General features: G+C 41.2%; 18 protein-coding genes, 1 tRNA gene, 1 pseudogene and 1 riboswitch. Of the genes and pseudogenes, 6 read left to right on the forward strand and 14 right to left on the reverse strand.

The window, feature by feature from the left end; translation table 11 throughout:
- Nucleotides 1-7 precede the first annotated feature (7 nt).
- From JO40_RS01700 to JO40_RS01710, 3 genes are all read right to left on the reverse strand, one after another.
- Nucleotides 8-2131 (reverse strand): vWA domain-containing protein, encoded by a 2124-nt coding sequence (locus tag JO40_RS01700; RefSeq protein ID WP_044977608.1) that lies wholly within the window; start codon nucleotides 2129-2131, stop codon nucleotides 8-10.
- Between the two features lie 70 nt (nucleotides 2132-2201).
- Nucleotides 2202-4907, reverse strand: coding sequence for a transcription elongation factor GreA (gene greA / locus JO40_RS01705; protein ID WP_044977609.1), 2706 nt, complete (start codon nucleotides 4905-4907; stop codon nucleotides 2202-2204).
- 18 nt (nucleotides 4908-4925) lie between these two features.
- Complete coding sequence (locus JO40_RS01710; RefSeq protein WP_044977610.1) at nucleotides 4926-5864, reverse strand: tetratricopeptide repeat protein; 939 nt, start codon at nucleotides 5862-5864, stop codon at nucleotides 4926-4928.
- A 169-nt stretch (nucleotides 5865-6033) separates the two neighbouring features.
- On the opposite strand from JO40_RS01710, the gene JO40_RS01715 reads away from it, so the two are divergent.
- The 4 genes from JO40_RS01715 to JO40_RS01730 all read left to right on the forward strand — a co-directional run bounded on the left by JO40_RS01715 (nucleotide 6034) and on the right by JO40_RS01730 (nucleotide 8786).
- Nucleotides 6034-6960 (forward strand): hypothetical protein, encoded by a 927-nt coding sequence (locus JO40_RS01715; protein ID WP_044977611.1) that lies wholly within the window; start codon nucleotides 6034-6036, stop codon nucleotides 6958-6960.
- Between the two features lie 45 nt (nucleotides 6961-7005).
- Nucleotides 7006-7746: a YggS family pyridoxal phosphate-dependent enzyme gene (locus tag JO40_RS01720; RefSeq protein WP_044977612.1), complete on the forward strand. Its 741-nt coding sequence runs from the start codon at nucleotides 7006-7008 to the stop codon at nucleotides 7744-7746.
- Complete coding sequence (locus tag JO40_RS01725) at nucleotides 7727-8545, forward strand: DUF4097 family beta strand repeat-containing protein (protein ID WP_044977613.1); 819 nt, start codon at nucleotides 7727-7729, stop codon at nucleotides 8543-8545. Before JO40_RS01720 ends, JO40_RS01725 begins: the two co-directional genes overlap by 20 nt.
- Before the next feature lie 167 nt (nucleotides 8546-8712).
- Nucleotides 8713-8786: transfer RNA gene (locus JO40_RS01730), tRNA-Ile, on the forward strand.
- A gap of 121 nt (nucleotides 8787-8907) precedes the next feature.
- On the opposite strand, the gene JO40_RS01735 is transcribed toward JO40_RS01730, so the two are convergent.
- From JO40_RS01735 to JO40_RS01750, 4 genes are all read right to left on the reverse strand, one after another.
- Nucleotides 8908-9621, reverse strand: a complete 714-nt coding sequence (locus tag JO40_RS01735) for a DUF5714 domain-containing protein (protein WP_044977614.1) — start codon at nucleotides 9619-9621, stop codon at nucleotides 8908-8910.
- A 72-nt stretch (nucleotides 9622-9693) separates the two neighbouring features.
- The gene (locus JO40_RS01740) at nucleotides 9694-10443 is read right to left on the reverse strand and encodes an ABC transporter permease (RefSeq protein WP_044977615.1); all 750 of its coding nucleotides are present in this window, start codon (nucleotides 10441-10443) and stop codon (nucleotides 9694-9696) included.
- Nucleotides 10440-11165 (reverse strand): ABC transporter ATP-binding protein, encoded by a 726-nt coding sequence (locus tag JO40_RS01745; protein WP_044977616.1) that lies wholly within the window; start codon nucleotides 11163-11165, stop codon nucleotides 10440-10442. The genes JO40_RS01740 and JO40_RS01745 overlap by 4 nt, the downstream gene beginning before the upstream one ends.
- The gene (locus JO40_RS01750) at nucleotides 11162-11386 is read right to left on the reverse strand and encodes an AbrB/MazE/SpoVT family DNA-binding domain-containing protein (protein ID WP_044979668.1); all 225 of its coding nucleotides are present in this window, start codon (nucleotides 11384-11386) and stop codon (nucleotides 11162-11164) included. Before JO40_RS01750 ends, JO40_RS01745 begins: the two co-directional genes overlap by 4 nt.
- A 171-nt stretch (nucleotides 11387-11557) precedes the next feature.
- Here JO40_RS01750 and JO40_RS01755 point away from each other — a divergent pair, with 171 nt between their 5' ends.
- A complete protein-coding gene (locus JO40_RS01755) occupies nucleotides 11558-11923 on the forward strand; it encodes a TIGR02328 family protein (protein WP_044977617.1) in 366 nt (121 codons plus the stop codon).
- A 34-nt stretch (nucleotides 11924-11957) separates the two neighbouring features.
- Here the strand turns inward: JO40_RS01755 and JO40_RS01760 are convergent, their stop codons facing one another.
- From JO40_RS01760 to JO40_RS01785, 6 genes are all read right to left on the reverse strand, one after another.
- Complete coding sequence (locus JO40_RS01760) at nucleotides 11958-12875, reverse strand: SPFH domain-containing protein (protein ID WP_044977618.1); 918 nt, start codon at nucleotides 12873-12875, stop codon at nucleotides 11958-11960.
- Nucleotides 12868-13797, reverse strand: a complete 930-nt coding sequence (locus tag JO40_RS01765) for an SPFH domain-containing protein (RefSeq protein WP_044977619.1) — start codon at nucleotides 13795-13797, stop codon at nucleotides 12868-12870. The genes JO40_RS01760 and JO40_RS01765 overlap by 8 nt, the downstream gene beginning before the upstream one ends.
- A 173-nt stretch (nucleotides 13798-13970) precedes the next feature.
- Nucleotides 13971-14810 carry an SH3 domain-containing protein gene (locus JO40_RS01770; protein ID WP_044977620.1) on the reverse strand — a complete coding sequence of 280 codons (840 nt, stop codon included), beginning with the start codon at nucleotides 14808-14810 and terminating at the stop codon, nucleotides 13971-13973.
- Nucleotides 14811-14951: 141 nt separating this feature from the next.
- Nucleotides 14952-15134, reverse strand: coding sequence for a hypothetical protein (locus tag JO40_RS01775; RefSeq protein WP_044977621.1), 183 nt, complete (start codon nucleotides 15132-15134; stop codon nucleotides 14952-14954).
- The gene (locus JO40_RS01780) at nucleotides 15131-16882 is read right to left on the reverse strand and encodes an ABC transporter ATP-binding protein (RefSeq protein WP_044977622.1); all 1752 of its coding nucleotides are present in this window, start codon (nucleotides 16880-16882) and stop codon (nucleotides 15131-15133) included. The genes JO40_RS01775 and JO40_RS01780 overlap by 4 nt, the downstream gene beginning before the upstream one ends.
- The gene (locus JO40_RS01785) at nucleotides 16879-20190 is read right to left on the reverse strand and encodes an energy-coupling factor transporter ATPase (RefSeq protein WP_044977623.1); all 3312 of its coding nucleotides are present in this window, start codon (nucleotides 20188-20190) and stop codon (nucleotides 16879-16881) included. The genes JO40_RS01780 and JO40_RS01785 overlap by 4 nt, the downstream gene beginning before the upstream one ends.
- Before the next feature lie 245 nt (nucleotides 20191-20435).
- Nucleotides 20436-20629: riboswitch (cobalamin riboswitch) on the forward strand.
- Nucleotides 20630-20939: 310 nt separating this feature from the next.
- Between JO40_RS01785 and JO40_RS01790 the strand changes: the two genes are divergently transcribed.
- Nucleotides 20940-22181, forward strand: a complete 1242-nt coding sequence (locus tag JO40_RS01790; RefSeq protein ID WP_044977624.1) for a Glu/Leu/Phe/Val family dehydrogenase — start codon at nucleotides 20940-20942, stop codon at nucleotides 22179-22181.
- Between the two features lie 13 nt (nucleotides 22182-22194).
- On the opposite strand, the pseudogene JO40_RS01795 reads toward JO40_RS01790, so the two are convergent.
- Nucleotides 22195-23627, reverse strand: a pseudogene (locus JO40_RS01795) (MGH1-like glycoside hydrolase domain-containing protein).
- Nucleotides 23628-23666: the final 39 nt, after the last annotated feature.

Here is a 23666-nt window from a genome sequence, read left to right on the forward strand (position 1 = left end):
ACAGCAGCTAATCGTACTTAATCGATGTTAAAATACTATTTAACTTTTCAGTCGGATTCTCATATTCCCTAAAGGTAAAGTATACATGATATCCTTTATCCGATACAATGGTAACTGTTTTACCGATACAGTTATTTATAACATTCGACTTTTCATATGGAAAATATTTAGGCTTAAGAATAGCCAGATGATAATCTTGACCGTCATACCTAACTTGGGCCAAATGAGAAGGGAACGGGACCAAGAAGATTAAGAAGTTATCCGTCTTACCTCCCCCTATTGTCAAACTGGTTCCGGGTTTCATTATGTGGATATTCCGTCTTCCTATATTTCTATTTTGATTTAAAACATAAATTTCAGTCATACCTGACTGATTACGCTTTATTTCGACTGTCTCAAAAAAGTTAGCCGGAGACATATATGTGCCTCTCGGTTCCTTTACTGCAAAAGAAGCCGCCAGAACACGCCTTCGCAATATCTCATCATCTTGTTTTTGGGCTGCAACACGATCCAAGTTATCCGCAGAATACATGGAACTTCCGTCCCCTGCAAAGTTTTTGGTTTCAGAATATATAGAAGTATTCGATGAAGAGCTAAAAGCATTTAAGCGGTTTGCATGGTCATCTTCTTCAGAAAGCTGATGAGGATAGCGTTTATCTTCTTCTTGGTAATTAAGCTGATTATTTGCAGAGGCATAACGGACATTATTACCTGTAGAGCTTGAGCCTCGTCTTCGCACAAAGAATATAATCAAAAATATCACAAGAAGCAATAAAAGAATTCCAAGGAGAATTAACCAAATACCGTTAGATTCTTTTAGTTTTTGGAAGGTTGTCGGGAATACGGACAAGGATGTTTCAAGAACTTGAGGTAAAACTCTCTTTCCTTCCTCAAATTCTAAACGCATAATTATATTGTAATTACCGTCTTTGTATTCGGGCGGAAGCACGGCCGACACTCTTATCGGAACATTTTTTTCACCCGATTTTATCTTTGTATTCTGTGAATCGACAGGTATGGTATTTATATTTACCCCATTATCAATTACAATGTGTGTTAAATGGAGTTCTATATCTTCCTCGGAGTTATTTGTGACGTCAAAAGAAAAGTCAAGCTTATTCCCGTGAGCTTCAAGCCCCCCTTCGGGGAATCTTACCAACGGTAGGTTTTCGGCATTGTCCGTAATTGTAAACTTGTCATTTTTATCCTTAGAAAGCTCGCTGCTTGAAGCCCCGGATGCATCCTTAAAAGCTTTTGAAACATCTGTAAGACTTTCTCCGCTTGAGCTGCCTTGACCCGAACCCGAATCTGAAGAACTGCCGCCTGCTCCTCCCGTACTGCCGGAAGAGCCGCCGCCTGATGCGCCGCTGCTTGTTCCGCCATTATTTACTGAAGAGCCGCCCGTTCCTCCCGTACTGCCGGAAGAGCTGCCGCCTGATGTGCCGCTGCTTGTTCCGCCATTATTTGCTGAAGAGCCGCCGGCACTATTGGAATTCTCGGAACCGGCCATACCCGCTGCGCCGCCAGAAACACCTGAATCACCCGGATTATAAAATTCTTCGCCATCCAATCCTCGTATTACGGCATCGGCAGGATAAGGAAGTTTAACATAATAAACTTTCCAGCCTCTTTTTCTAATACTTCCTGCGAGGAGCCCTATTTCATTTTTTATCTGATCATCGGTATAATTTTTATACGGGCTTGAAGCAGGAGGATTAAAAATTCCATCCGAGATTATAATTAATATTTTCTCTTTTGTTTCAGGCAAATTTGAACCGTATTGTCGGGCATATTGAAGCCCCGTTAAAAAATCGGAACTCTTACCTAAGTGGTATAAAAGTAAAAACCTTGAAACAACACGGGAAATATCCTTTTCGCTATTAATTTTTTGAGACATTTCATAACGGGCATCCGCATTAAAGGACAAAACATGAACGGTATCACCCCTTCTTACAAATTTATCGTTAATTTCCGTCAAAACACGATTGTTAATATCCTCGTAATATGGAAGAATCGTACCGGATGTGTCCATTAAGATTACAATTTCTGCATTTGTTTTAGGCGGGGTCTGTGCAAGAATAGGTACAAAAAGAACGAATAAAAACAAACACAGCAAAACTCGTTTAAACATTTTTTCCTCCTTCGGAATACAGCTATGGGGACTGAGCTCCTAAACTAAAGACCTCAATGCCCCAACTGAATTATTTTAAATTCGCAATAGCAATATCTATAATCTTATAGCTCCTTTTTTCATCATTTACTTCAAATTCAACCTCTTCTCCTTTTTTGCGGTTAAACAAACCGTTTCCCAAGGGAGACATATAAGAAATTATACCGTTTGCAGGATCCGATTCCCATGGGCCTAAAATTGTATACTCTTCTTCTTCATTTGTCAAATTGTTTAGAATTTTTACCTTACTGCCGAAGTAGACCTTCTTTGCAGTAGCAGTCGTAGGATCGAAAATTTGAGCTCTATCAAGTTCATCCTGCAATCTGGTAAGAGCATTGCTCAAGCGGGACTGCTCTTCTTTTGCAGCCTTGTACTCTGCATTTTCACGCAAGTCTCCGAGAGAAAGAGCAAAGCCGATATCTTTTGCATTTTGCGGAATTTTAACATCTCTGATTTCAATAAGCTCTTTATTTTTAAGATCAAGCATCTTGGCAGTAACAATCAAGCCGTGAGCGGTAACGCTCTTTTCTTCAATATCAAAGAATTTAAAGTCCTTATGTTTTTCAACAATTTTAGCCCTAATATTCATTTTAACCATTGGGTCAAGGTCTTTAATATCCCCTATGAGAGTATAAAGTCTCGTTATTGTATCTACATCGCTTTCAATTATAAAGTTTTGCAAGAGTTCATCCTTGCCGAACAGAATTGTGTGAACCTGATGGTTGATTTTTCGGTTTTCGGTTGTATTTCTTCTTGAAGCAATTTCTCTGTATGTAATATCAAGAATGTGTATGAGCACTATAAGCTGCTGCTCTAAACTGATATCAAGTTCTTTAAACCATTCTTCTTCTTGAATATTTTTAAAGAACCAAATAACCGCACTTCGATAAATTCGGTAGTTTTCAAAACAGTCCTTGACCAAATTCTTTACATCATCGGTAGATCCGGCTTCTATTAACGCATCCAACATTTCTGAAGATAATACGGTAGGAAACAGTTTGATATATTCTTTTTCCCAATTCGGAATAAGATTTTTTATGTATCTTAAGAATTTTTGACGAAGAGTTTGTCCTTTTATTGAAACCTTATCCTTTATTTGAGAATAAACTTCCATAGGATCTTCAATGCGGCTGTAAAGCTCTGCAAAGTTATATTGTTTTACGGCAGATATAAGCTGCTTGTCGGCAATAAATTCTTTAACAAGAATATAGGCGCAAACAACCTGCTCATTTACCTGACTAAAGGCCTTTAAGAAGCCCTCAAAATAGTCAAGCATTTCCCGGAAAGTATCGGATTCGTCATCACAATTTTCGGAGGTATCATAGGCATTAAGAAGCTCAATTCTGGCAAAAAAGCTCTTTTGAGCCTTAAATTCGTTTGAAAGTTTTTCTTCTGCGGCAATTGGGCGCTCACGCACAGTGTAAAAATCAATATTATCGGGATTTATACCGAACATAGGATTTTCTTTTAGGACTTTTCTAGCTTTTGTATTCCAGCTTGTCCATTCGCCTGTAGTTAAAAGCGAGGGAACAATTTCCTGTTTAATCCTTTTCATATCGCAGTTATTATCAAAGCTCTTTATGATAGTCTTCAACGTCCACTCGGGGTCTCCCTTGATTTTTTTTGCAAGAACTTCTTTGCTTATTGTAGATTTTAATACCCAGATATGTTCCTTATCTAAAATTTGGAGGGCGGTAATTCCCATTTTAAGGCTCATACTGTGCCCTCGTTTTTTTGCAAAATCTATCACTAAGCCGTCATCTTTGATTGAAGCAATGCGTCCTACACCCCAAGTACGATGGAATACAAAGGAGCCCGTATCAAAAGAAATATGCTTTTCAAAGTCTGCAATAGCATCAAATACGGGACGCCAAGGCTGGCTTAAATCCGAAACCTTAATACATTCCGCAAGCTGGCTGTGATCTTTATACTTATTTTTAAAGCATTCAATAATTTCTTCACGCGCCCAGCTGTCTTTTTCATCATAGGAAAGAATTAGTTTTAAAATATCTATACAAATATCCCAGTTTTCATTATCCCTGTAATATTGATAAACATCCTGCATCAATATGAAATTTCGACCGCTGTCCATAATGGCGGTAATTTTAGCTTGTATTCGGAAGAAAAAATCTATTTCATCGGGGATTAGGGTTACCAGTTTTGACCAGATTTCTTTTATACCGTTTATTTGTTTACGGTTGATAAAACGATAAAGGGCTTTTTTATAATATTCAATTGATTTTTCAGTATTTCCGTCTTTTTCGTATTTTTCGGCCAAAAGTTTTGCAATTTCGGCTTCATCATAATCTATCTTGACCAAGCGTTCCCAAATATCATAAAGGTCTTCGCTTCCGGCAGCCTTATAGCAGTCGGCTAGAGTACGGAGGGCAAATTTAGACTCTCCATACTCAAGTACCTTTTTACAAAGATATTCGACTATTTGTGTTCGATGGTTGTCGGTAAATATTCCTATTAAGTTTACAACATTTGAATCGTCCAAGAGCTGACTTGAAAGGGATATTATACTTGAAATATAAAGAGCTATTATACTGTTTTTTGTGTGTGTTAAATGTTCATCACATATTTCCTTGATTTCGTCCACAACATTTTCTTTTTTTGCTGTAGATACTAATTTATATAGATCTTCAAAATTCTTTGTTGTGTAGTTACCTATAGCTGCTCTAGTCCATTTTTCTTCATTGAGCATCTCTATCAATTGTTTTTGTATATCAGACATAAATCCTCCGAAAATATGCTATCTCATATAGCAATTATATATATTTTGATCCAATATCTTTATTCTTAAAAGCAAGTCATCTATTTTTGACTTGTTTTCATTTACACTTACATAATGGTCAATCAGCCAAAAGTAATGGTTTATTAACCGCGGTACAAGTTTGTTTTTTTGCTCTTGAGAGGCATTTTGAACCTCACCTTCCATCAAAAAGATGTTTTGCTTCAACTGTCCTACTTCAAAAGCTCTAAGTTCCCGTTTTACATTAAAAATTCCGTCAAGAACACCGTAAACGGGAACCCAATCGGCAATTTCTTCAGCCTTATAACCAAGACTATTGACTTTATGGATGAGCCTATTAATAATTTCCGATTCGAGAAATTGCATCTCAATCCCGTCAGGATCGATAAAAAAGGCCTCTCTAAAAAAAGCCTTTGCAAATTTTATTTCTCCATAAAGGGCATAACAATCGGCTAAGTCGGCTAAAACGGCACCCGAATTCTTGTCGATCTCGGCGGCATACTTCAAAAACTCAAGTGCCTTTTCATAATTTCCGAGAACCTTATAGCAAAGCCCGATTTTACGATACGGTTCAGAATCAGGCAGCTCCGAATCTTCATTAAAAAGATCGGCGTAAAACTCCAATGCAATCGTAAAAACGGCACATTTCAAAGAATATATGATTGATTCTTTTTCTTCGCCTTGGCGGCGGATGTAGGACAAAAAAGGTTTCCACTGCGAAATCATCATCTCAGCCCTTTCTAAGGGTGTTGAAGCTTTTTTTGCTCTTTCTAACTTATCATCCCAAAAGCGAACACCCTTTAGAGTATAGACAATTTCTGCATTTTCCAAGTCATCCTTCAACAGCCTTTCAAGTTCGGCATAGGTTCCCTTAAGGTCTCCTTGCTTGAGGATGCTTAATGCCTTGTTCAATTTACTCTGTACAGGTCTTTCAGTCATAATATTCTCAAGTTGTTATTGTACATCAAAAAACGATTTTAGTCAATTGAGCGAGATGGCTGTAGATATTCAATCTAATTTTAATATAATTTTACTTGGAAAATGATGCAAAGTGTGTTATAATTAACCGTAACTTAATTTTAATCAACAGCTAGGGGGAAATTTTTATATGAAAAAGGCCGTCACATTGGTTATGATAAGCCTTGTGCTTTTTGCGGGTTTTAATTCTCTGCTTTTTGCAGAGGACACTGTAACAATCAAAACGCTCTTTAAGCTCTTACCTGAAAAGGTATTAAAGCCTGTTTTTGACAATTTTAACTTGGATACGGCACGCAGGGATTCGTACATTGAGGTCTGCGATGATGAAAACCGGTATTTGAGCCTTAAAAGCGAGTACGGTTTTGAAATGTGCTATTGGGATGTAAAAGGCGGTAAAAAGCTTATTTTGGTAAGCTACGGCGGTGCCGGGCCTGAGGTCTTTTACCTTTACAATAAAGGCAAATTTTCCGAGACAAATGATTTCGGCATAAAAGCAATAAAAGAACAGGTAAAAAAAAGCCCTGCACTTGAAGGTATGAATGATTTGATACGTTTTTATCCGCTGCGGGACAATACTTCGCTTGCGGTAATGATAAACCAGCTTGATTGTATGATTTTTAAGTGGAAAAATGAAAAATTTGTCCGCATTAATGATTATGTGCTAAAAGAAACCGATGATGAGTCAGATATTTACAATATATTATTGAGCGGTTTTGTAAAAGCTCTTAATGCCCATGATGCGGCTTTTTGTTTGCAGTATATTAAACCTGACTATATCGCATTCCAATGTATGGATATGCTCCAAGGACGGACGGAACAATTTATTTGTGAGCTTATTGCAGGTCAAAACGAAGATTCCGAATATATTGAACCGCATAGCCTAAAAGATATAAAAAAAGCAAGCTACAGCTTAAATGATGAGTTCGGCTTTATTATTACCATCGAACTTATCGACGGACGTACCTATACCTATTTTCCTATGATTGAAGGGTTTGAAGAGGCTGAAATATATGGGCTTCCAATTCAGTATCTTTATCTTGTAGGAGCTAGGGGATAAGCCTAAAGGAATTGATATTTACTGTAAAAAGTTTATGGAGGAAAAATGAAAGACGATATTAAAATAAATTTGGAAGAAGTGCACAGACGGATGGAAGAGGCTTGTAAGGCCTGCGGAAGAAATATAAAAGAGGTAAGACTTCTTATGGCAACAAAGACCGTTACACCGGAAAGAATCTTAAAGGCCTTTGAATACGGTGAACTTTTAATAGGCGAAAACAAGGTTCAAGAGCTATGCGAAAAGTATGAGCCTCTTTCATCGGTAAAACATGAAACCCATTTTATAGGGCATTTGCAAACCAATAAGATTAAGGACGTAATAAAATATGCCGACTGCATTGAGTCTGTTGACAGGCTGGACCTAGCCGAAAAGCTTAGCAAAAGACTTGAATCCGAAGGGAAGTCCATGGATATTTTAATTCAGGTAAATACCTCCCAAGAAGAAAGCAAATTCGGATGTAAGCCTGAAGAAGCTCTAGCTCTAACCGAAAAAATTGCAAAACTTCCCTGCTTAAAAATAAAAGGCCTTATGACAATAGGACTTTTTTCCGATGATATGGATAAGGTGAGACTTTGTTTTAAGCTCCTGCAAAAAATTCGAAAAGAAATAACCGAAAAAAACATTCCCAATGTTTCGATGGAGGTTGTTTCTATGGGAATGACGGGAGATCTTGAAGTTGCTATCGAAGAAGGCTCAACCCTAATAAGAGTAGGTACGGCAATTTTCGGCAAAAGAAATTATCCCGATTCCTATTATTGGAACGAAAATGCAAAAATTGAAGGTTAGAATTTTTGGTTTATGTCTTTTTTCTCTTTTTCTATTTTACAGCCCTACCCTTTTTGCTCAAGATGTTGAGTTGACGAGGGTTCAAAAAAGGGTTGTAAACATAGAAGCGGCCGTATCTGAAGTCGATATTTTTATAAGTCCATATGAAGGGGATACAATAGCCTATAAACCCGAGCTCAACGCAGGCACAAAACTTTCGATAGTTGAACATAAAAAGAAGTTAAGGTTTACCGAGATAAAACCGGCAAGCGGAAAACTTTTTATCTATGTTCCGAAAGATTTTTTACTTGAATCATGCAGAATTCTTGCAACTCATTCTTCCATAAAAATTGAAGGCATAAAAGCCGTCCATTTTTCGGTTTCGGGGAATTTTAATACTGTAGAAGTAATAAACTCAAGACTAAAAAACAGTCTGGTTTCTCTTTCAAACGGCAGCCTTACCTTTAATAACGGGATTGTAACTGCGGCAGACTTTTGCTTAAACACCTCAAAGGCAAAAATCGAAATAGCCGAACAAAAGGCGGATTGCAACCTTTTTGTAACAAAACAAAAATGTGAAAAGTTCTTATATGAGGGGGAAGCATATACCGATAGAATCTTAGCCCTTTCGCCGTCCAAGCCTAAAAAATTTATCTCGATGAGTACCTCTTTTTCGGACATTGACCTAGCCTTTTCGGCACCTTTAAAAGAACCGGCAGAAAAATTCGATAAATACGGAGTCAGCGAATTCGGCCCCGCCCCCTCCCCCAATTTGGTAAATAACGAAGCAAATATACTCGAATCCGGAAATAGACGATAAAAAAGGACTAAGGATGTATATTCATTAACCGCCATGGACGGCGGTGGTTCCAACTTCGAGAGTTTTGCTTATGCAAAACTCTAAGATGAAAAAGGACTAAGGATGTACATTTTTCATCAACCGATTGACAAATTTTTAAGTTTTTGATATACTCAAAACTCTTTTAAGGGCCCATAGCTCAGTTGGTTAGAGCAGCGGACTCATAATCCGCGGGTCGCCGGTTCAAGTCCAGCTGGGCCCACTTTTCCTATCATTTAAAATTGAACAGCTGAATAAAATATCAATTTTGGAAGCTGTTCAATTCCGGCGTTTTAATGGAAGGACTTTCAATAATCCTAACAACGTGGAGATGAATTAATAATTTATACAAAAAAAGCCTCTTGAAAAGCAATTTTTCTTCTAAACGGACATCTATCACCTATACATTGGTTGTTCTGTTCGTAGTGTGTACAGTGTATTTCTGACTTCTCCATATTTATATTAAAAGCTTCTTTAACAAAATCTATAGCCTTAAGCAAAGATATGTAAGAGTCTCTTTTGCAGCATCTTGGTCCGCCGATATTTCCTATTGCTTCAAGTGATTTAGAAGTCATTCTATTTGAAAGTCCCCATGGTTCATTCTCAAGCGGTGTAGATTTTGAAATAATGGAAACAAACATGCCTGTACTTATTCCTGCGCCGCAGGCTCCCCAAAATCCGCAAACTCCGCCCGGAACACTTTTCCCCCGCTTTTGCATTTCAATGAGATCTTGTTCTAAATCAATATCTCCTCCTGCATTTTTATATGCTGTCAGCAATGCAGACCCGACCATTACATGATGTTCGGGTCCATGCATATGACAAAATGGGGCAGCCATCAGCTTTTCAATAATTTCAATAGGATTCTTACTTTTTTCGTTTAAACAGATGCCTATAATTGAATCCATACCTTTTGTATGGCATTCATTACATACATAATGGCCTTTTTTACATTTGGTTTTACTTAATTCTTTTTTTCGGCAGAGCGAACACTCCATCATTTCATCGTATTCGAGATACTGTAGTGCAGCCTTACATACTATGCATTCGTCTTTCATATTGTTCAACTCCTTTTTTTCTGTTGTAACATTTTTTAAATAAAGCCTATGCCTTAGATATTCCGATTTGATTTATACTTTCTCACCGTTTATCCTGCGTTGAAAGACAATGATAGCAAGAACGAAGATAACTACCGTATAAATCATTACAACAGTCAAATGAAAAAGAACATCACCTAAATTACCGCTTAAGGTTGACCTTATCGCTTCCGCACTATGATAAAAGGGCAGAATATTTGTTATTGCTTTAAAGGCTCCGCCTATTAGATCAATCGGAATAAATACTCCTGATAACCATCCGGCAACATTTGTTAACAAAGCTCCGCAAACGCCCCCGACAGCCTTATCACTCATAAGACTGCCGAAAAGCAGTCCTGTTCCCACGAACAATAGAGATGTCAAAGCTGTTACAATAATCGCAAACAAAAAGTGAATAGTTATTTCAAGACCGAAAGCTCCCGCAGCGAATAAGGTTATCGCTGCCTGCGCTATCGTCATAGCGAGCATGGGCAAAGTGTAGCCCAAAATAAAATCTCCGGAAGTCATAGGAGAAGTAAACAAACGCATTAAGAAAGATGAGGTACGGTCTTTTGATAGCAGCATACCGGCAAATAATGCCATAAATACGCTCCCAAACATTGCCAGGCCGGGCGCAAGATTTTTTATTTCAAACATAGGATTTCCGGCTTCAGGGGGAATAGCATTATTGATAATGGATAGTAGTACCAACAGTATGAGAGGAAATCCCAGACCGAAAAAGAAATTGATGGGATCCCGCAAAACTTCTTTTGTATTTCTTTTTGCAAATAAAAGTATTCTCATAGCACACCTCCTGAAAGCGCAACAAAGGCATCCTCCAGCTTGGCCGTATCGGTTTGCATAGTTAATTCCGCTACCGTGCCCATTGCCGTTAACTTGCCTTTTGACATTATTCCGACACGGTCAGACAGTGTTTCAACTTCATCCATATAATGTGTTGTCAGAATGATCGTCACTTTTCCTTTTAATGCTTTAATGGATGCCCATAGCTCACGGCGAGCCAGCACATCAAGCCCTAGGGTCGGTTCATCAAGAAATAAAATCTGCGGATCTGAAATCAGAGCCATTGCAATAGAAAGGCGTCTCTGCATACCTCCCGATAAGAGTTTTGCTTTTTTGTTCAATTCATTTTCCAATTTGAATTTTTGAGCTATCTCGTAAGCGTTTTTCTTTGCTGTTTTACTGTCTTGCCCGTAGATTCCCGCAATAAGTTCCAAGTTTTCTAAAACCGATAAATTAGCGGCTACCGCTGTTTCCTGAGGCGAGATATTGATTTTTTTCTTTATTGCACGGGGGTCAGAAATAATACTGTTACCAAGCAATAAGGCATCGCCGCTCGTGGGCTTTATTAGGCAAGAAAGCATTTTAATCGTTGTGGTTTTCCCGGCTCCGTTTACACCAAGTAAGGCAAACAATTCGCCATGCTCAACAGTTAAATTAAGATTATCTACAGCAACTATATTGCCGTATTTTTTTGTAAGCTGTGAGGTTGCAATGGCTCTCATTTTTCGTCCTCCTTTGGTACATTGCCTCCAAAAATATTTTCGATAATACTTGCGAACATATTTTTAGGCGGAATGGCGATTCCTTGATTTATATCTCCCAACACAATCAAGGTATCCCCTGGATTAATGTTGAAAACATCACGGGCTTCTTTCGGTATAACAAATAGCCCTTTCTCTCCAACTTTAACCGTCCAAGCATATTTTCCTTTTGGATAATCCATATTTAAAGTACAATTTGTATGATTTATAATATAAATATAAGATAATTTACTTTTCATGTCAATAAACTATCGGCATAAATTTAATAAAGAACTTGACTATGAACTCCTAATGATATATTCTTTTTTGATGATTAATATCAAACTTGATATTACTTCTAAGGATGGGGAAAGATGAGACTATGGCATGAAGACATGATCGGCAAACTGCCGCGGCAACAGCTCTTGGGGCAGCATAGGGAATGCTGCGCCTTGCGTGGAAACGGCTGGGGCAGACCACATGCGACCGTCAACTATGTGTTTAATTATTCTCCCTATCTTCTCTATCGCTACCACCGGCTCATTATGGAGGAGATGCAGCAGCGAGGATATAAGGTAAGCCCTGAATGGCTGGACAAGAACTACCGAGGCAAGACCTGCCCTGCCTATGATAATTTGAAAGCTGTTAAAGTACGGAAGCCCATCTATGCCGAACATAACGGCAGCTATTATCTTGAGTGTATAGATAATTTGCAGGGCAAGGGAATTAAACTGGAATAAAAAATGCACTGCAAAAATTGCAGTGCATAAAAAATTATCGGATTATTTCTTCGGCCATGTCGATGGTCATTTTCTTTATGTCTGTAAAATCTGCGGACATAATTATCTTTGTTTTTTCATCGATAGAACTTAAAGCGTTTATCCATTCTTGCGAAACGGTGAGTTTTGCAGCTTCCATACCGCCTTGAATTTGGGTAGAAGCGGCAATTTTTTTAATACCGTCGGCAGTGGCTTCGGCAACGGCAACAATTTCCCGAGCCTGGCCTTCCGCCTCGTTTATCATTTTTTCTTTTTCACCTTCGCTTATGTTTACGGCTTCTTCATAAGCCGCCCTTGAAAGATTGATAACGGTTTCCATCTCTCCGACCGAGTGGGCTATTTCTGCCCGCTTTTCTCTTTCGGCCTTCATCTGGTTTTCCATGGCATCCATAATAGAATCGGAAACTCTTATGTTTTGAATCTCGTAACGGGTAACCTTTACGCCCCAAGGATCCGAAGCTTCATCTACGGCCTTTACAACCTGAGCGTTTATCTGTTCCCGTGCTTCAAAGGTGTCATCCAAATCCAGCTGTCCTACTACAGAACGCATGGTCGTCTGTGCAAGCAAGATAGTTGCATAGCGGTAATCTCGTATACCGTAGCTTGCCTTAATCGGATCAAAGACTTGAAGATAGAGGATTCCGTCAATACGTACCTGAACGTTGTCCTTGGTAAAACAGTCTTGGGCGGGAACATCTATAGCCTGTTCCTTTAGATTCTGCTTGTATTTTACCCTATCCAAAAACGGAAATAGAATATGAAAACCGGCATCCAATGTTGCGTGATACTTGCCTAAGCGTTCTACAATTAGGGCAACCTTATGCGGAACGATGCGGATGCTTCTAAAAAGAGCAACAATAAAAACTATTGCAATAACTGCTGCAATAATAATCGGGATTATAAAATTAAGCATTTTGACCTCCCTCTATGACCTTCACTCCCTTCCCTGCATTTTTAATAATGTCGGTAAAGGCTGCAAGGCCTGCAATGTTTTCGGGGTAAACCGAAACATTGGATTTTTTAATAATGTGCTCGAACCTTTGGATATAGTTTTCGGCAAGACGGATACCCATAGCCGTTCTTCCTCCCGGCTGAGAAAGGGCATCTGCAATCAAACGCAAACCTTCGGCTGTCGCATTACTCGTTATTTCGATAGCCTTTGAGCGGCCTTCGGCAAGATTTATCCTTCGCTGTTTTTCGCCCATAGCCTTGTTTATGGCTTCTTTCTTTTTACCCAAAGAAATATTTATTCGGGATTGCTGTTTTCCTTCACTGGAAAGAATGTTAGCCCTCTTTTCACGTTCAGCTCTCATCTGTCTTTCCATAGCTTCAAGGATTGTGCGGGTAGGCGTAATATCCCGTATTTCGTAGCGGGTAACCTTTATACCCCAGTTGTCTGAAGCCTCGTCTAAGGCCTTTACTATACTGTCATTTAAGCCTTCTCTTCCGCAAAAGGTTTTGTCAAGTTCCAGCTTTCCAATTTCGCTTCTCATAGTTGTCTTTGCAAGCTGGGTAACGGCATAGCGGTAATTATCTATTCCGTAGCTGGCTTTAACCGGATCGAATATTTTTAAATAAAGAATCCCGTCAACCTGCACCTGAACGTTATCGGCTGTGATACAAACTTGAGGGTCTACATCCAAGGCTTCTTCCTTTAGGTTTTGCTTATAAGCAATTCTGTCTATAAACGGGGTTAAGATATGGAAACCCGCAGTAAGAGTCCGCGAATATTTTCCAAGTCTTTCAATAACATAACTTTCTTGTTCAGGCACTACAACGGCTATCGAAAATAAAATAATAACCGCTACGGCCAGAGCAACATATAAAGCTATCATCAGCATTACCTCCTAGTCTGATTTTTAGGCTATTTATATTTTAATACCCAATGAATGATTTTAACTTGTTTTGTAAGATTTGTCTATAGTCGTTAAGCGGCTTGTCGTTAAGCGGCTATTGAATAGCCCGCATTTCGGTCATAGAGGGTTCGTGTATTTAATAGATGCCCCTTCTATTTATCGGTTTTAATAAAATCTTCTCCGTCCCATAAATATTGTGTAACGGTAATTTCCGGTTCTAAAGGTTTTTCATTTTCCCATTTTGTAACAGTTCTGATGAGCTTTACCCTATCTCCGTTAAATTCAAATTCTTCTTCAGTTTCGGACTCCATATAAAAAAACTCGTTGTGAAGTCCGTCAAAATACCTTAATGAGCCATTCAAAAAATAATAATAACTTTCGCTGCTCCAGCCGATACCGCCGTCGCTGAAACCGCATCTCATAATAAGAAAGCTTACTTTCGGTATCAAATTTTCGCATACTTTTATCGAATAAGAAGCATCTTCTGATACTTCATATTTAGAAAAATTCTCCAGAGGAATAGGTTTAGTACTCGATTTTTTTATAAGTATATGATTTTTATCTACATTATAAAAACTCTCCTTATACTCGGAAACTCCTACACCCTCTTGTTCAGTAATACACAGACATGCAAAAATCTCATCTTCTCCGTCATTATCGATATCTCCCACGGCCTCTTTGCAGGAAATATATCTTCCGCACATATAACCTTCCCCTTTTTCACAAACGATTCTGTACCATGGTGAATAATACCCTTCCTCTAAAATCCAGTCCCAGTCCTTATTACTTCTAAGAATCCTGACCGCATCACCCAAATTCAGTTGAAAAAGTTTTTCTCCGGAAAGGCTCGGTTCGGCTCGAACATTCACTTTGTTATCAATAACATAATGAATAGAATTTATATCATCATCTGTGATTATGGCAATGTATTTTTGTGCACATAAACCTATCGTGCTCGCGATGAATAGAAAATAAAAGATTAAGTTTTTCATTTTATATTACCTCCAACATATTTATATTAGCATATTTCTATAAATATAGGAAAGTCCCTAAAACTTAAATCTTTTTAGGGTGAGGTGCACATATGATGAGCTTTGTCCATCGGTTTACATTCAGCTTGCTAGCGTTTCCCCTCACCCATTGAGTACCTTATACATAACTATGCCGGCGGCAAGCAAGATCAAACCTGCGATATCTAAGCCCCATAACAGCCAAACGGAAAACATGGCTGAAGGAAGATACAGTCCGCCAAGCAGTAAAAAAATGCTGATGATAATAAGGATAAGGCCGCCTATTTTGTATCCGGTTTTTCTCATATTCTTACCTCTCCTTTTTGCCATGATGCGGAGGCATTATGGGCATCTGTCATGCGGTAATACAGCCCGTGCGCTTTGATAAGTTCTGCATGGGTGCCCTGCTCTTTAAGCTCTCCGTTGTCGATGACAAAAATACGGTCTGCTTCGCGGACGGTTTCCAGCCGGTGAGCAATAACCAGCGTGGTCTTTCCGCGGCATAATTCACTCAAGGCTTTCTGTATTGCCTGCTCGTTATCGGCATCGATACTTGCGGTTGCTTCATCTAAGATGATAAGCGGCGCGTCTTTGAGGATGCTGCGGGCAATGGAGATACGCTGCGCCTCACCGCCTGAAAGAGACGCCCCGCCTTCGCCGATAACGGTGTCGAAGCCGTACGGAAGGCGCATGATAAAGTCATAACACTGCGCTTTTTTTGCCGCTTCGATAATAGCGTCCCTGTCCGCATGGGGCATGCCCATCGCGATGTTGTTTGCAATAGTGTCCTCAAACAGATAGACCCGCTGGAACACCATGCTGATGTGATCCATCAACACCGTCAGCGGAAGCGTTTTGATGTTTTTTCCCCGCAAAAGGATTTCGCCCTTGGACACATCCCAAAAGCGGGCAAGTATATTCATAATCGTGCTTTTTCCGCCGCCGGACTGCCCGACAAAGGCTGCCATCTGCCCTTGTTTGATGCTGAATGACAGGTTGTGCAGCACTTCCTTATCCGCGTAGTCAAAGGACACGTTTTTGAACGTTATTTCCGCATCGGCTGCCGGCGGCAAAGTCTCGGTTCCCGTATCCTCAAGTTCTTTTTCTTTAAAGACTTCGTTCACACGCTCCAGCGCAGCCTTCATGATTGCGAGAATTCCGGTCTTTTGATAAAGCTGTCTAAGAGGCGCAAAAAGGCTGAAAGCAAAAAGCATTCCGCCGATAAATACGGTGCTTGATACGGCGCCCTGCTGAAACAGCCAAATATTTAAGGCAAGCATTGCGGTCATGCCGATGCTGTAAATGATCAGCATCGTCCGCTCCTTGGGGGAATATTCTTCTTCAAAAGAGAGGCTCGCTTCTTTCATACGTGCAAAACTGCCCCTGATATCTTCCGCACCTTCTCCGGTGAGGTTATAGCTTTTAATAACGCCGAGCCCTTCCGTGTATTCCAAAACGGAACCCGTCAATGCTTCTATGCTTTTTTGACGCAACTGGGAGTTACGGACGGAAAGCTTAATCATCGGCTGAGCGAACAGGATTGCCGTAAGCTCCGTTACAAGAGCGACGGCTCCGAACAGCGGATGCAGCGCAAAGAGAAATCCCGTCAAAATGATCTGCGCCGCGATACTGCCGGTAACCTCCGAAACAGCCGACATTGCCTGTTCTTCGATAAAGACCATATCCGCCGACAGCACGGAACTTATTTTTCCGATATTCCCCGCAGTAAAGTACCCCATCGGTAACCGGCGCAGGTGCCGCCCAAGCTCAAGCCGCTTTTCCGCAAAGACCTTATATCCCGCTCCCGCTTGCAAACGGTCTGCGATGTTTTGGCAGACTGCCTGAACTGCGAGCAAAAGCAGCATAACCGCTGCAGCGTAGATTACCGTTTTAATTTCGGCGTATCCCTTGATGAGCATGTCGATAAGTTTTACGGCGACCATCAGCGGGGCATTCGCCGCAACCGCTTTTAGAAAAGTAAACAAATATGCCAAACGGATTTTCCGGGCGTACTTTCCGGTAAATAAAAGTAACTGATGAACCATTGCAATCATAGAGAGTTTCCTTCCTTTGTCCGTACCGTCCAGTCTGCGGTTTCTTCCGAGATGCGCCAGAGGTTTTGGTATTCAGGGCAGGTTTCAATAAGCTCCTCATGGCGGCCGGAAGCGGCAATGCGTCCGTCGTTAAGCACGATAATGTTATCAGCATTCATAATGGACTGCATTTTATGAGCGATAACGATAAGGGTTTTATCCCGCACGATTTCGCGTATAGCCTGATTCATCTTTTGTTCGTTTTCTGGATCGATAAAGGCGGTCGCCTCATCTAAAATGACAACCGGTGCATCTTTGAGTATTGCCCGTGCAAAGGAAATCCGCTGCCGCTGTCCGCCTGAAAGCTTACCGCCCGCTTCACCCGCGAGCGTTGCGTAGCCGTCCGGCAGTTCACGGATAAAGTCATCCGCTTGGGCTTTTTTTGCGGCGGCAATAACCTCCTCATCGGTGGCATCCTTTTTCCCGATGCGGATATTGTCGGCAATGCTCTTGTTAAAAAGGAACACGTCTTGAGAAACGTAGGCAATCTGTTCGTTGAGCGCTTCCAAACTCATCTCCCTGATATTCTGCCCGCCGATGAGCACCTCGCCGCCCGAAACATCGTAATAATGCACCAAGAGCTTTGCCGCCGTGCTTTTCCCACTGCCGCTCGCTCCGACTAAGGCAGTCATCTTCCGCTCTTGCGCCGTAAAGGAAACATCTTTCAGCACTTCCAAATCCTTGTATGCAAACCGGACATTGCGGAATTCGATACCGTGTCCCGTGCCGGAAAACGGCGCAGTTCCCGTTTTCAGTTCGGGGTAGTCAAAGGTTTTTTCCAAAGCCTGAATTTTATAACTTGCTTGCGGTATGGCGCCGATAAAACTCATACAGCGGAGGAGGAGCGGTGCAATCCCGAAAGAAAGGCAGATTGCCAGAATGTAGCGGGCAAGGCTCAACTGACCGAGTAAGATAAGCAGAGTGCCGAAGGGCAAACTGTATAATAAGATATTTGAAAACAAGCTGCCGTATAATGCCATCCACGGAAATGACACCTTGTACCACGACAGTGCAAAATCGCGGTACGAAGTAACGGAAGAAGCGAACCGCTCGCCGAATTCATCCTGCCGGTTAAACACACGAACAACTTCCATACCGTTTACATATTCGATAATGGTATTGTTCAGCCGTTTTGCAGCGGCAAAGTAACTGCCCATCTGCTCAATCCCGACCCGGTACATCTGCCCCGAAACGCTGATGCCCAGCGCAATGACAACACAGGTCAGCAGAGCAAGCTGCCAGTCGATGACAAGGAGAACCGCAAGTGCAAACATGGCAATGATTAGGTTTGCAATCCCTTCGGGGATCATATGCGCCAAAAGAAGTTCTATCGATTCAATATCATCGGTGAACAGCTTTTTGATTGCCCCGCTGCCCATCTCCCTAACTTTGCCGAGCGGCTTGCGCTCCAAGTTCTCCTGCAAAAAGCGGCGTATGTTTTCCAGCGTGTTGTATGCTGCGCGGTGTGAAAGCTGAAAGCCGTACATGTAAAAAACCGCATACACAATTTGCGCAAGCAAAATACTTGCAAGCATTTTTCCGCTTCCGGCTAACGTCGGAACCGAACCGTTTAAGACCTGCTCAAGGATGTTATATACTAAAAGATACGGAACAATGCTCGCCGCTGCTCCGATTGTCATGCAGAGCGCCGCCTTGTATATTGTGCGGCGATGTGCTCCGGCGTAATGTAAAATCTTAGAAATAGAACTTTGCTTGTCCCGCTTTCGGCTCGTATTTTCATCGCTTGCCTGCAAGAAATATACCGAAACACGCTCAATGCCTGCCTTATTCAAAGGGTAGAAGGCCAAGACCCTGCCGTTTTCGATATGGAGGATGTGCGTGCAGCAGCTCATAATCAATTCGGGATCGTGTGTAATAACGAGCGAAAGGGCGGCGCTTGTCTGCAGCTCGCGTAACAGAAAGCCGAAGCGTTCCATGCCGCGGCGGTCGAGTCCGCTGGTAGGTTCATCAAAGATAAGCACGTCTTTTTTTGCGCAGAGAGCGGAAGCGATCGCCGTCCGCTGTTTTTGCCCGCCCGACAAGGAGGCAGGATGCCTGTCTTTCAGTTCGAGGATGCCGAGCCGCTCCAATACCGATTCGGCATCCGCTGCGGAAGCGCCGGTGTTCATCATCACTTCTTCCAGCACGCTGTCGGCAAAAAGCTGGCGGTTGACATCCTGCATCACCATAAAACTGCGCGTGCTGCGCTCCTCTGCCGTCATATATGCGCCGCCGACTGCAATGCTTCCGTTTGAAGGAATCAGTCCTGCGAGCGCCTGCGCGAAGGTACTTTTGCCCGAACCGTTGTCTCCGATAAGAGCCACAATCGAATGTTCGGGGAGGGCGAGCCTCTCTATGTCGAGCACTCGGGTAGAGCCGTAGCCGCAGGTTAAATCGAGAGCTTCAAGAGCGGGCTTTGAGCCGGGCTGTGATACGGACGGGTTACTGTTTTTTGCAAGTCCTTCTTCCGCTGCGTCCTCACCCTGCGGCGTATTGTTTTTTTGTACAAGCGAAGAGAGGGTCTTCATATCGGTGAGCCGCAAGCCGAGTGCGGTTAAATCGGATTCGCTGAGGGCTTTCATTTCATCCCGTGAAAAAATACGCTCAATCTTTCCGCCTCGCATATAGATAAAGCGGTCAGCCAGATCCATCAGGTAATAGAGCCGGTGCTCCGCAATCACAACGGTCTTTCCCTCCGCTTTTATTTTTATCAACATCCGGTGCAGCCGCTGAATTGCCCTCTTATCCAAATTGGAGGACGGCTCATCCAGCACGAACACTCCGGGATCGGCGGTGTAGCAGGAGGCGCATGCAATTTGCTGCTTTTCTCCTCCGGACAGCTCAAAAATATCCCGATCCATCAAATTGTCAAGCTGCAAATCGCTCTTTGTTTTTTCGAGGCGTTGTTTAATCTGCTCCCGCGGGAGCCCGAGATTTTCGCAGCCGAACACGAGTTCGCCGGTGGTGTCGAGGTTGAAGAATTGACTTTTGGGATTTTGAAAGACGCTTCCGACTAAAGCGGCGGTGTCGGATAATCCTTCCGTATTGATGCATCTGTCACCTATCATCACGGAACCGCTCATATCGCCTTCATAAAAATGAGGGGCAAGCCCGTTTATCAGCCGTGTAAGGGTGGTTTTGCCGCAGCCCGATTCTCCGCATAATACGATGAATTCGCCGTCCTTTATGGTAAGGTCTATTCCGTATACGCCGTCTCCGGTACCGTGTTCTCCGCTGTAGGAAAAAGAAACGTTTTGTAATGTAATCATTATTATTCCTCTATCTTGAGAATTGATATGAGTCAAAACACTCATTAGGCAGCGCGATTCTTTTTGTTAGCATACTGCCGGCATGATCTATAAAATTTTGATAGCTATCGGTCACAAAAAATATCCTCAGGCTAACATTATTGCAAAAATACAGTCGAAAGTCAAGTAAGGGGAAACCATCTTGAAAAAAATAGAAAAAAATAATACCTTGACACATTTTTAATAAAAGTATAAACTCTCATCTAAATAGCGATTTCGGTCTTGGTGCTGCTTTTAATCAAGCAGTGAAAAGGGAATCAGGTGAAAATCCTGAGCAGTCCGGCTGACGTAAGTGAGAGAGTTGTTTTTCAAAATACCACTGGGATTTTTTAATTTCCGGGAAGGCGAAAATCAATGATGACCTCCGAGCCGTAAGACCTGCCAATGACTATGAGGGAAAAATGCAAATTTTGCCCGTACCGCACTCTGCTTGGACTCATGAGCTGCAGCAAAATTTATCGTGTTAGATTGCTATACCTCAAACTTGCTCCTAGGCTGTTATGAAATTTTGTCAAGTTTTTTTATCATAGCCTAATTACATGTAACGATACCTTAATGATGTTTATTTTGAGGTAAGCTGAATCGGGTTCTCTTTTCATACCGGCCGAAGTCGTTTTTTGTTTAATCTTCCGATTTTTTTCCTAAATAACTTTAAATACCGTGTATTTTAGTGTATAATTCCTTTAAACTATTTTATAAAAGGAAAAATTATGGAAGGCACCTATGTAAAGCTTTTAAAAACAATAACGGAGGCAGCAAAAGCAGCCAATCTCAACGAAGATGATTATATCACCTTACTAAGTCCCGAAAGAGAAATGCATGTTTCTATTCCGGTAAAAATGGATAATGGGAATGTCAAAGTGTTCCAAGGTTTTAGAGTTCAACACTCTACACTCAGAGGTCCTGCAAAAGGAGGCATAAGATTCCATCAAGATGTCAATATCGATGAAGTCCGCTCCCTTGCAGCATGGATGACCTTTAAGTGTGCAGTTGCCGACATTCCATACGGGGGCGGAAAAGGAGGCATCTGTGTAGACCCTTCAAAACTTTCAGAATCAGAGCTTGAAAAACTTACACGAACTTATACAAAACGTATTTCGTCCTTTATTGGGCCCCGAATTGATATCCCTGCCCCGGATGTAGGAACTAACGCAAAAGTCATGTCTTGGATAGCTGACACCTACAGCACCTATGCAGGCGAATATTGCCCTGCCGTAGTTACGGGTAAGCCGATTTCAATCGGCGGGTCTTTAGGACGTGTTGAAGCCACAGGCCGAGGGGTTCTTTTTACGTGCAAAGAGCTTTTAAAAAAACTTAACAAAAATCTTAAAGGGCAAAGCACAGTTATTCAAGGTTTGGGAAATGTCGGAAGTGTTGCGGCAGATCTTTTTTCAAAGGAAGGAGCCAAGGTTATCGCTGTAAGCAGTTCAAGCGGAGCTATATATAACGAAAAAGGCTTAAACATTCAACTTGTAATGGAACATATTAAGAAAGGTCAAAAACTTAATTCTTTTGAAGGCGACTTTAAAAGAATATCCAATGAAGAGCTTTTAGAGCTTAAAACAGATATTTTAATACCGGCAGCCCTCGAAAATCAAATTACCGAAAAAAACGCCCGCAATATTAAGGCTTCCATAATAATTGAAGCAGCAAACGGCCCCGTAACTCCCGAAGCTGATGAAATTCTCAAAAAAAAGAATATAATCTGTGTGCCGGATATCCTCGCCAACTCAGGAGGAGTCATTGTTTCTTATTTTGAATGGGTACAAAATCTACAAGGATTTTACTGGAATGAAGAAGAAGTAAACGGCAGGCTGCATACAAAAACGGTTGAAGCTTTTAAACGGGTATGGGATGAAAAAGAAAATTATAACGTTACCATGAGAAAGGCAGCCTACATAAAGGCCCTAAAGCAGCTTGTGGAAGCACAAAAAGCAAAAGGCATAAGCTAAAAAATTCCGTCTATTAAAGTTTATCTATCAACATTGAACACTTACCCGAAGGAATAGGCAGGGTCTTCTTTTTTCGTTTAAGATATTTATGGTAAAATAATAAAGTTTTTCACTTTCCATATGTATCTCCCACCCTCTCTGACTCTTTGATGAAAGAATCGTTATAAGGTTTCTTTTAAGGCTCAAATTTTCGATGCCCATTACTTCAAGATTAGGCACCGTCCAATTTACCGTTTTACGCGGAAGACTTATCGAAAGACCGATAACGTTTTCTATCATTAAACTGATTGTAGAAAGCCCCACACTCAAAAGATATTGTTTACGGGGAAAGGCAGGTTTTCCTTTCCATTGAGCAGGGCCTTCTTTAACGGGTGAATAGGCCTCCCACAAAAAACCTTGTTTTTTTGAATTTCCTGCAGGAGAAAGAGTTTCAAGAACATAGTAAAGATGCCTTATAACACACTCTCTTGCTATCTCCCAGCGGTTATATTTTTCCAAACCCTTTACAACAACAAAGTTTAAAATAGGGAAGACACTGCCGCAGGCACCGCTTCCGTTTTCGTCATATTCAGGCTCATCGGCTGCAAGGCTGGGAAAGGGATGATCCCCGCCGAAAGTTTTTGGGTTGGATAGGTGCTCTACCAAAAGAGCGGCCTTATCCTCATTGGGAATTTCGGCAAGCATCGGCCAGAACCCGGCAAGGGTCTTTTTCTTTATCTGATTGCCGTCGGCATCAAGATCATAGTAAAAACCGTCCTCTTCATTCCACATCATCGAATTGATTCTGGTTTTTATTGTAAAATACATTCTTTTGTATTGGAAGTCTATGTCTTTATCATTCAGTATATCGCCTAAGGCCGACATATAAAGGGCATTTATTGCAAGGGCCGAATTAAAATCAGTCAAAAAAACGGATTCTTTTCGAGGGGCATTGGGCATATTGACTGTTTCAAGAGGGCTTTTATATAAGCCGTTATAGGCCTTAAACATTTTGTCGATCCAGTCCATATATTTAATCAAGACGGGCATAATATCTTTTACACGCTTTTTGTTTCCGGTCTTGTGATAAATATTGTACTCTGCCCATGCAAATAGGGGCATACCTAAACCTTCGGGATTATCCCGTTTTAAAACAGGCTCTTTTGTGTCAAAATTATATCTATTGCGTATAGCACCGTTTTCTTCCTGCCTCTCATAAAAAAAGTCAAGGGCGGAATTAGGTGTATAATTTTTATTGGAATAAACAAAGAAAAAAGATGAAAATATAGTTTCATATTGGTTTAAAAAATTACCGTCCGTTTCGGGATAAATAAAAAAGCCCTCGGTACCCTGTTTGCCGTCACCAGTTGAATGCCAAAAATCATGAACCAAAGCCCATGTTCTATCGTAAATGTCCACAAAGTCTTGATCGTAAAAATGAACACGCGGAAAATCTCTTTTATTCACCATAACTCCTTAATTTTTCTAAAACACGTCTTATATTAT

Origin of the sequence: Treponema putidum, from assembly GCF_000755145.1 — a bacterium.
GTDB classification, from domain to species: domain Bacteria; phylum Spirochaetota; class Spirochaetia; order Treponematales; family Treponemataceae; genus Treponema_B; species Treponema_B putidum.

Bases quoted from the DNA above. Each gene is read 5' to 3' on its own strand.
- JO40_RS01700 (WP_044977608.1), bottom strand. From the start codon at position 2,131: ATGTTTAAACGAGTTTTGCTGTGTTTGTTTTTATTCGTTCTTTTTGTA.
- greA (WP_044977609.1), bottom strand. From the start codon at position 4,907: ATGTCTGATATACAAAAACAATTGATAGAGATGCTCAATGAAGAAAAA.
- JO40_RS01710 (WP_044977610.1), bottom strand. From the start codon at position 5,864: ATGACTGAAAGACCTGTACAGAGTAAATTGAACAAGGCATTAAGCATC.
- JO40_RS01715 (WP_044977611.1), top strand. From the start codon at position 6,034: ATGAAAAAGGCCGTCACATTGGTTATGATAAGCCTTGTGCTTTTTGCG.
- JO40_RS01720 (WP_044977612.1), top strand. From the start codon at position 7,006: ATGAAAGACGATATTAAAATAAATTTGGAAGAAGTGCACAGACGGATG.
- JO40_RS01725 (WP_044977613.1), top strand. From the start codon at position 7,727: ATGCAAAAATTGAAGGTTAGAATTTTTGGTTTATGTCTTTTTTCTCTT.
- JO40_RS01735 (WP_044977614.1), bottom strand. From the start codon at position 9,621: ATGAAAGACGAATGCATAGTATGTAAGGCTGCACTACAGTATCTCGAA.
- JO40_RS01740 (WP_044977615.1), bottom strand. From the start codon at position 10,443: ATGAGAATACTTTTATTTGCAAAAAGAAATACAAAAGAAGTTTTGCGG.
- JO40_RS01745 (WP_044977616.1), bottom strand. From the start codon at position 11,165: ATGAGAGCCATTGCAACCTCACAGCTTACAAAAAAATACGGCAATATA.
- JO40_RS01750 (WP_044979668.1), bottom strand. From the start codon at position 11,386: ATGGATTATCCAAAAGGAAAATATGCTTGGACGGTTAAAGTTGGAGAG.
- JO40_RS01755 (WP_044977617.1), top strand. From the start codon at position 11,558: ATGAGACTATGGCATGAAGACATGATCGGCAAACTGCCGCGGCAACAG.
- JO40_RS01760 (WP_044977618.1), bottom strand. From the start codon at position 12,875: ATGCTTAATTTTATAATCCCGATTATTATTGCAGCAGTTATTGCAATA.
- JO40_RS01765 (WP_044977619.1), bottom strand. From the start codon at position 13,797: ATGATAGCTTTATATGTTGCTCTGGCCGTAGCGGTTATTATTTTATTT.
- JO40_RS01770 (WP_044977620.1), bottom strand. From the start codon at position 14,810: ATGAAAAACTTAATCTTTTATTTTCTATTCATCGCGAGCACGATAGGT.
- JO40_RS01775 (WP_044977621.1), bottom strand. From the start codon at position 15,134: ATGAGAAAAACCGGATACAAAATAGGCGGCCTTATCCTTATTATCATC.
- JO40_RS01780 (WP_044977622.1), bottom strand. From the start codon at position 16,882: ATGATTGCAATGGTTCATCAGTTACTTTTATTTACCGGAAAGTACGCC.
- JO40_RS01785 (WP_044977623.1), bottom strand. From the start codon at position 20,190: ATGATTACATTACAAAACGTTTCTTTTTCCTACAGCGGAGAACACGGT.
- JO40_RS01790 (WP_044977624.1), top strand. From the start codon at position 20,940: ATGGAAGGCACCTATGTAAAGCTTTTAAAAACAATAACGGAGGCAGCA.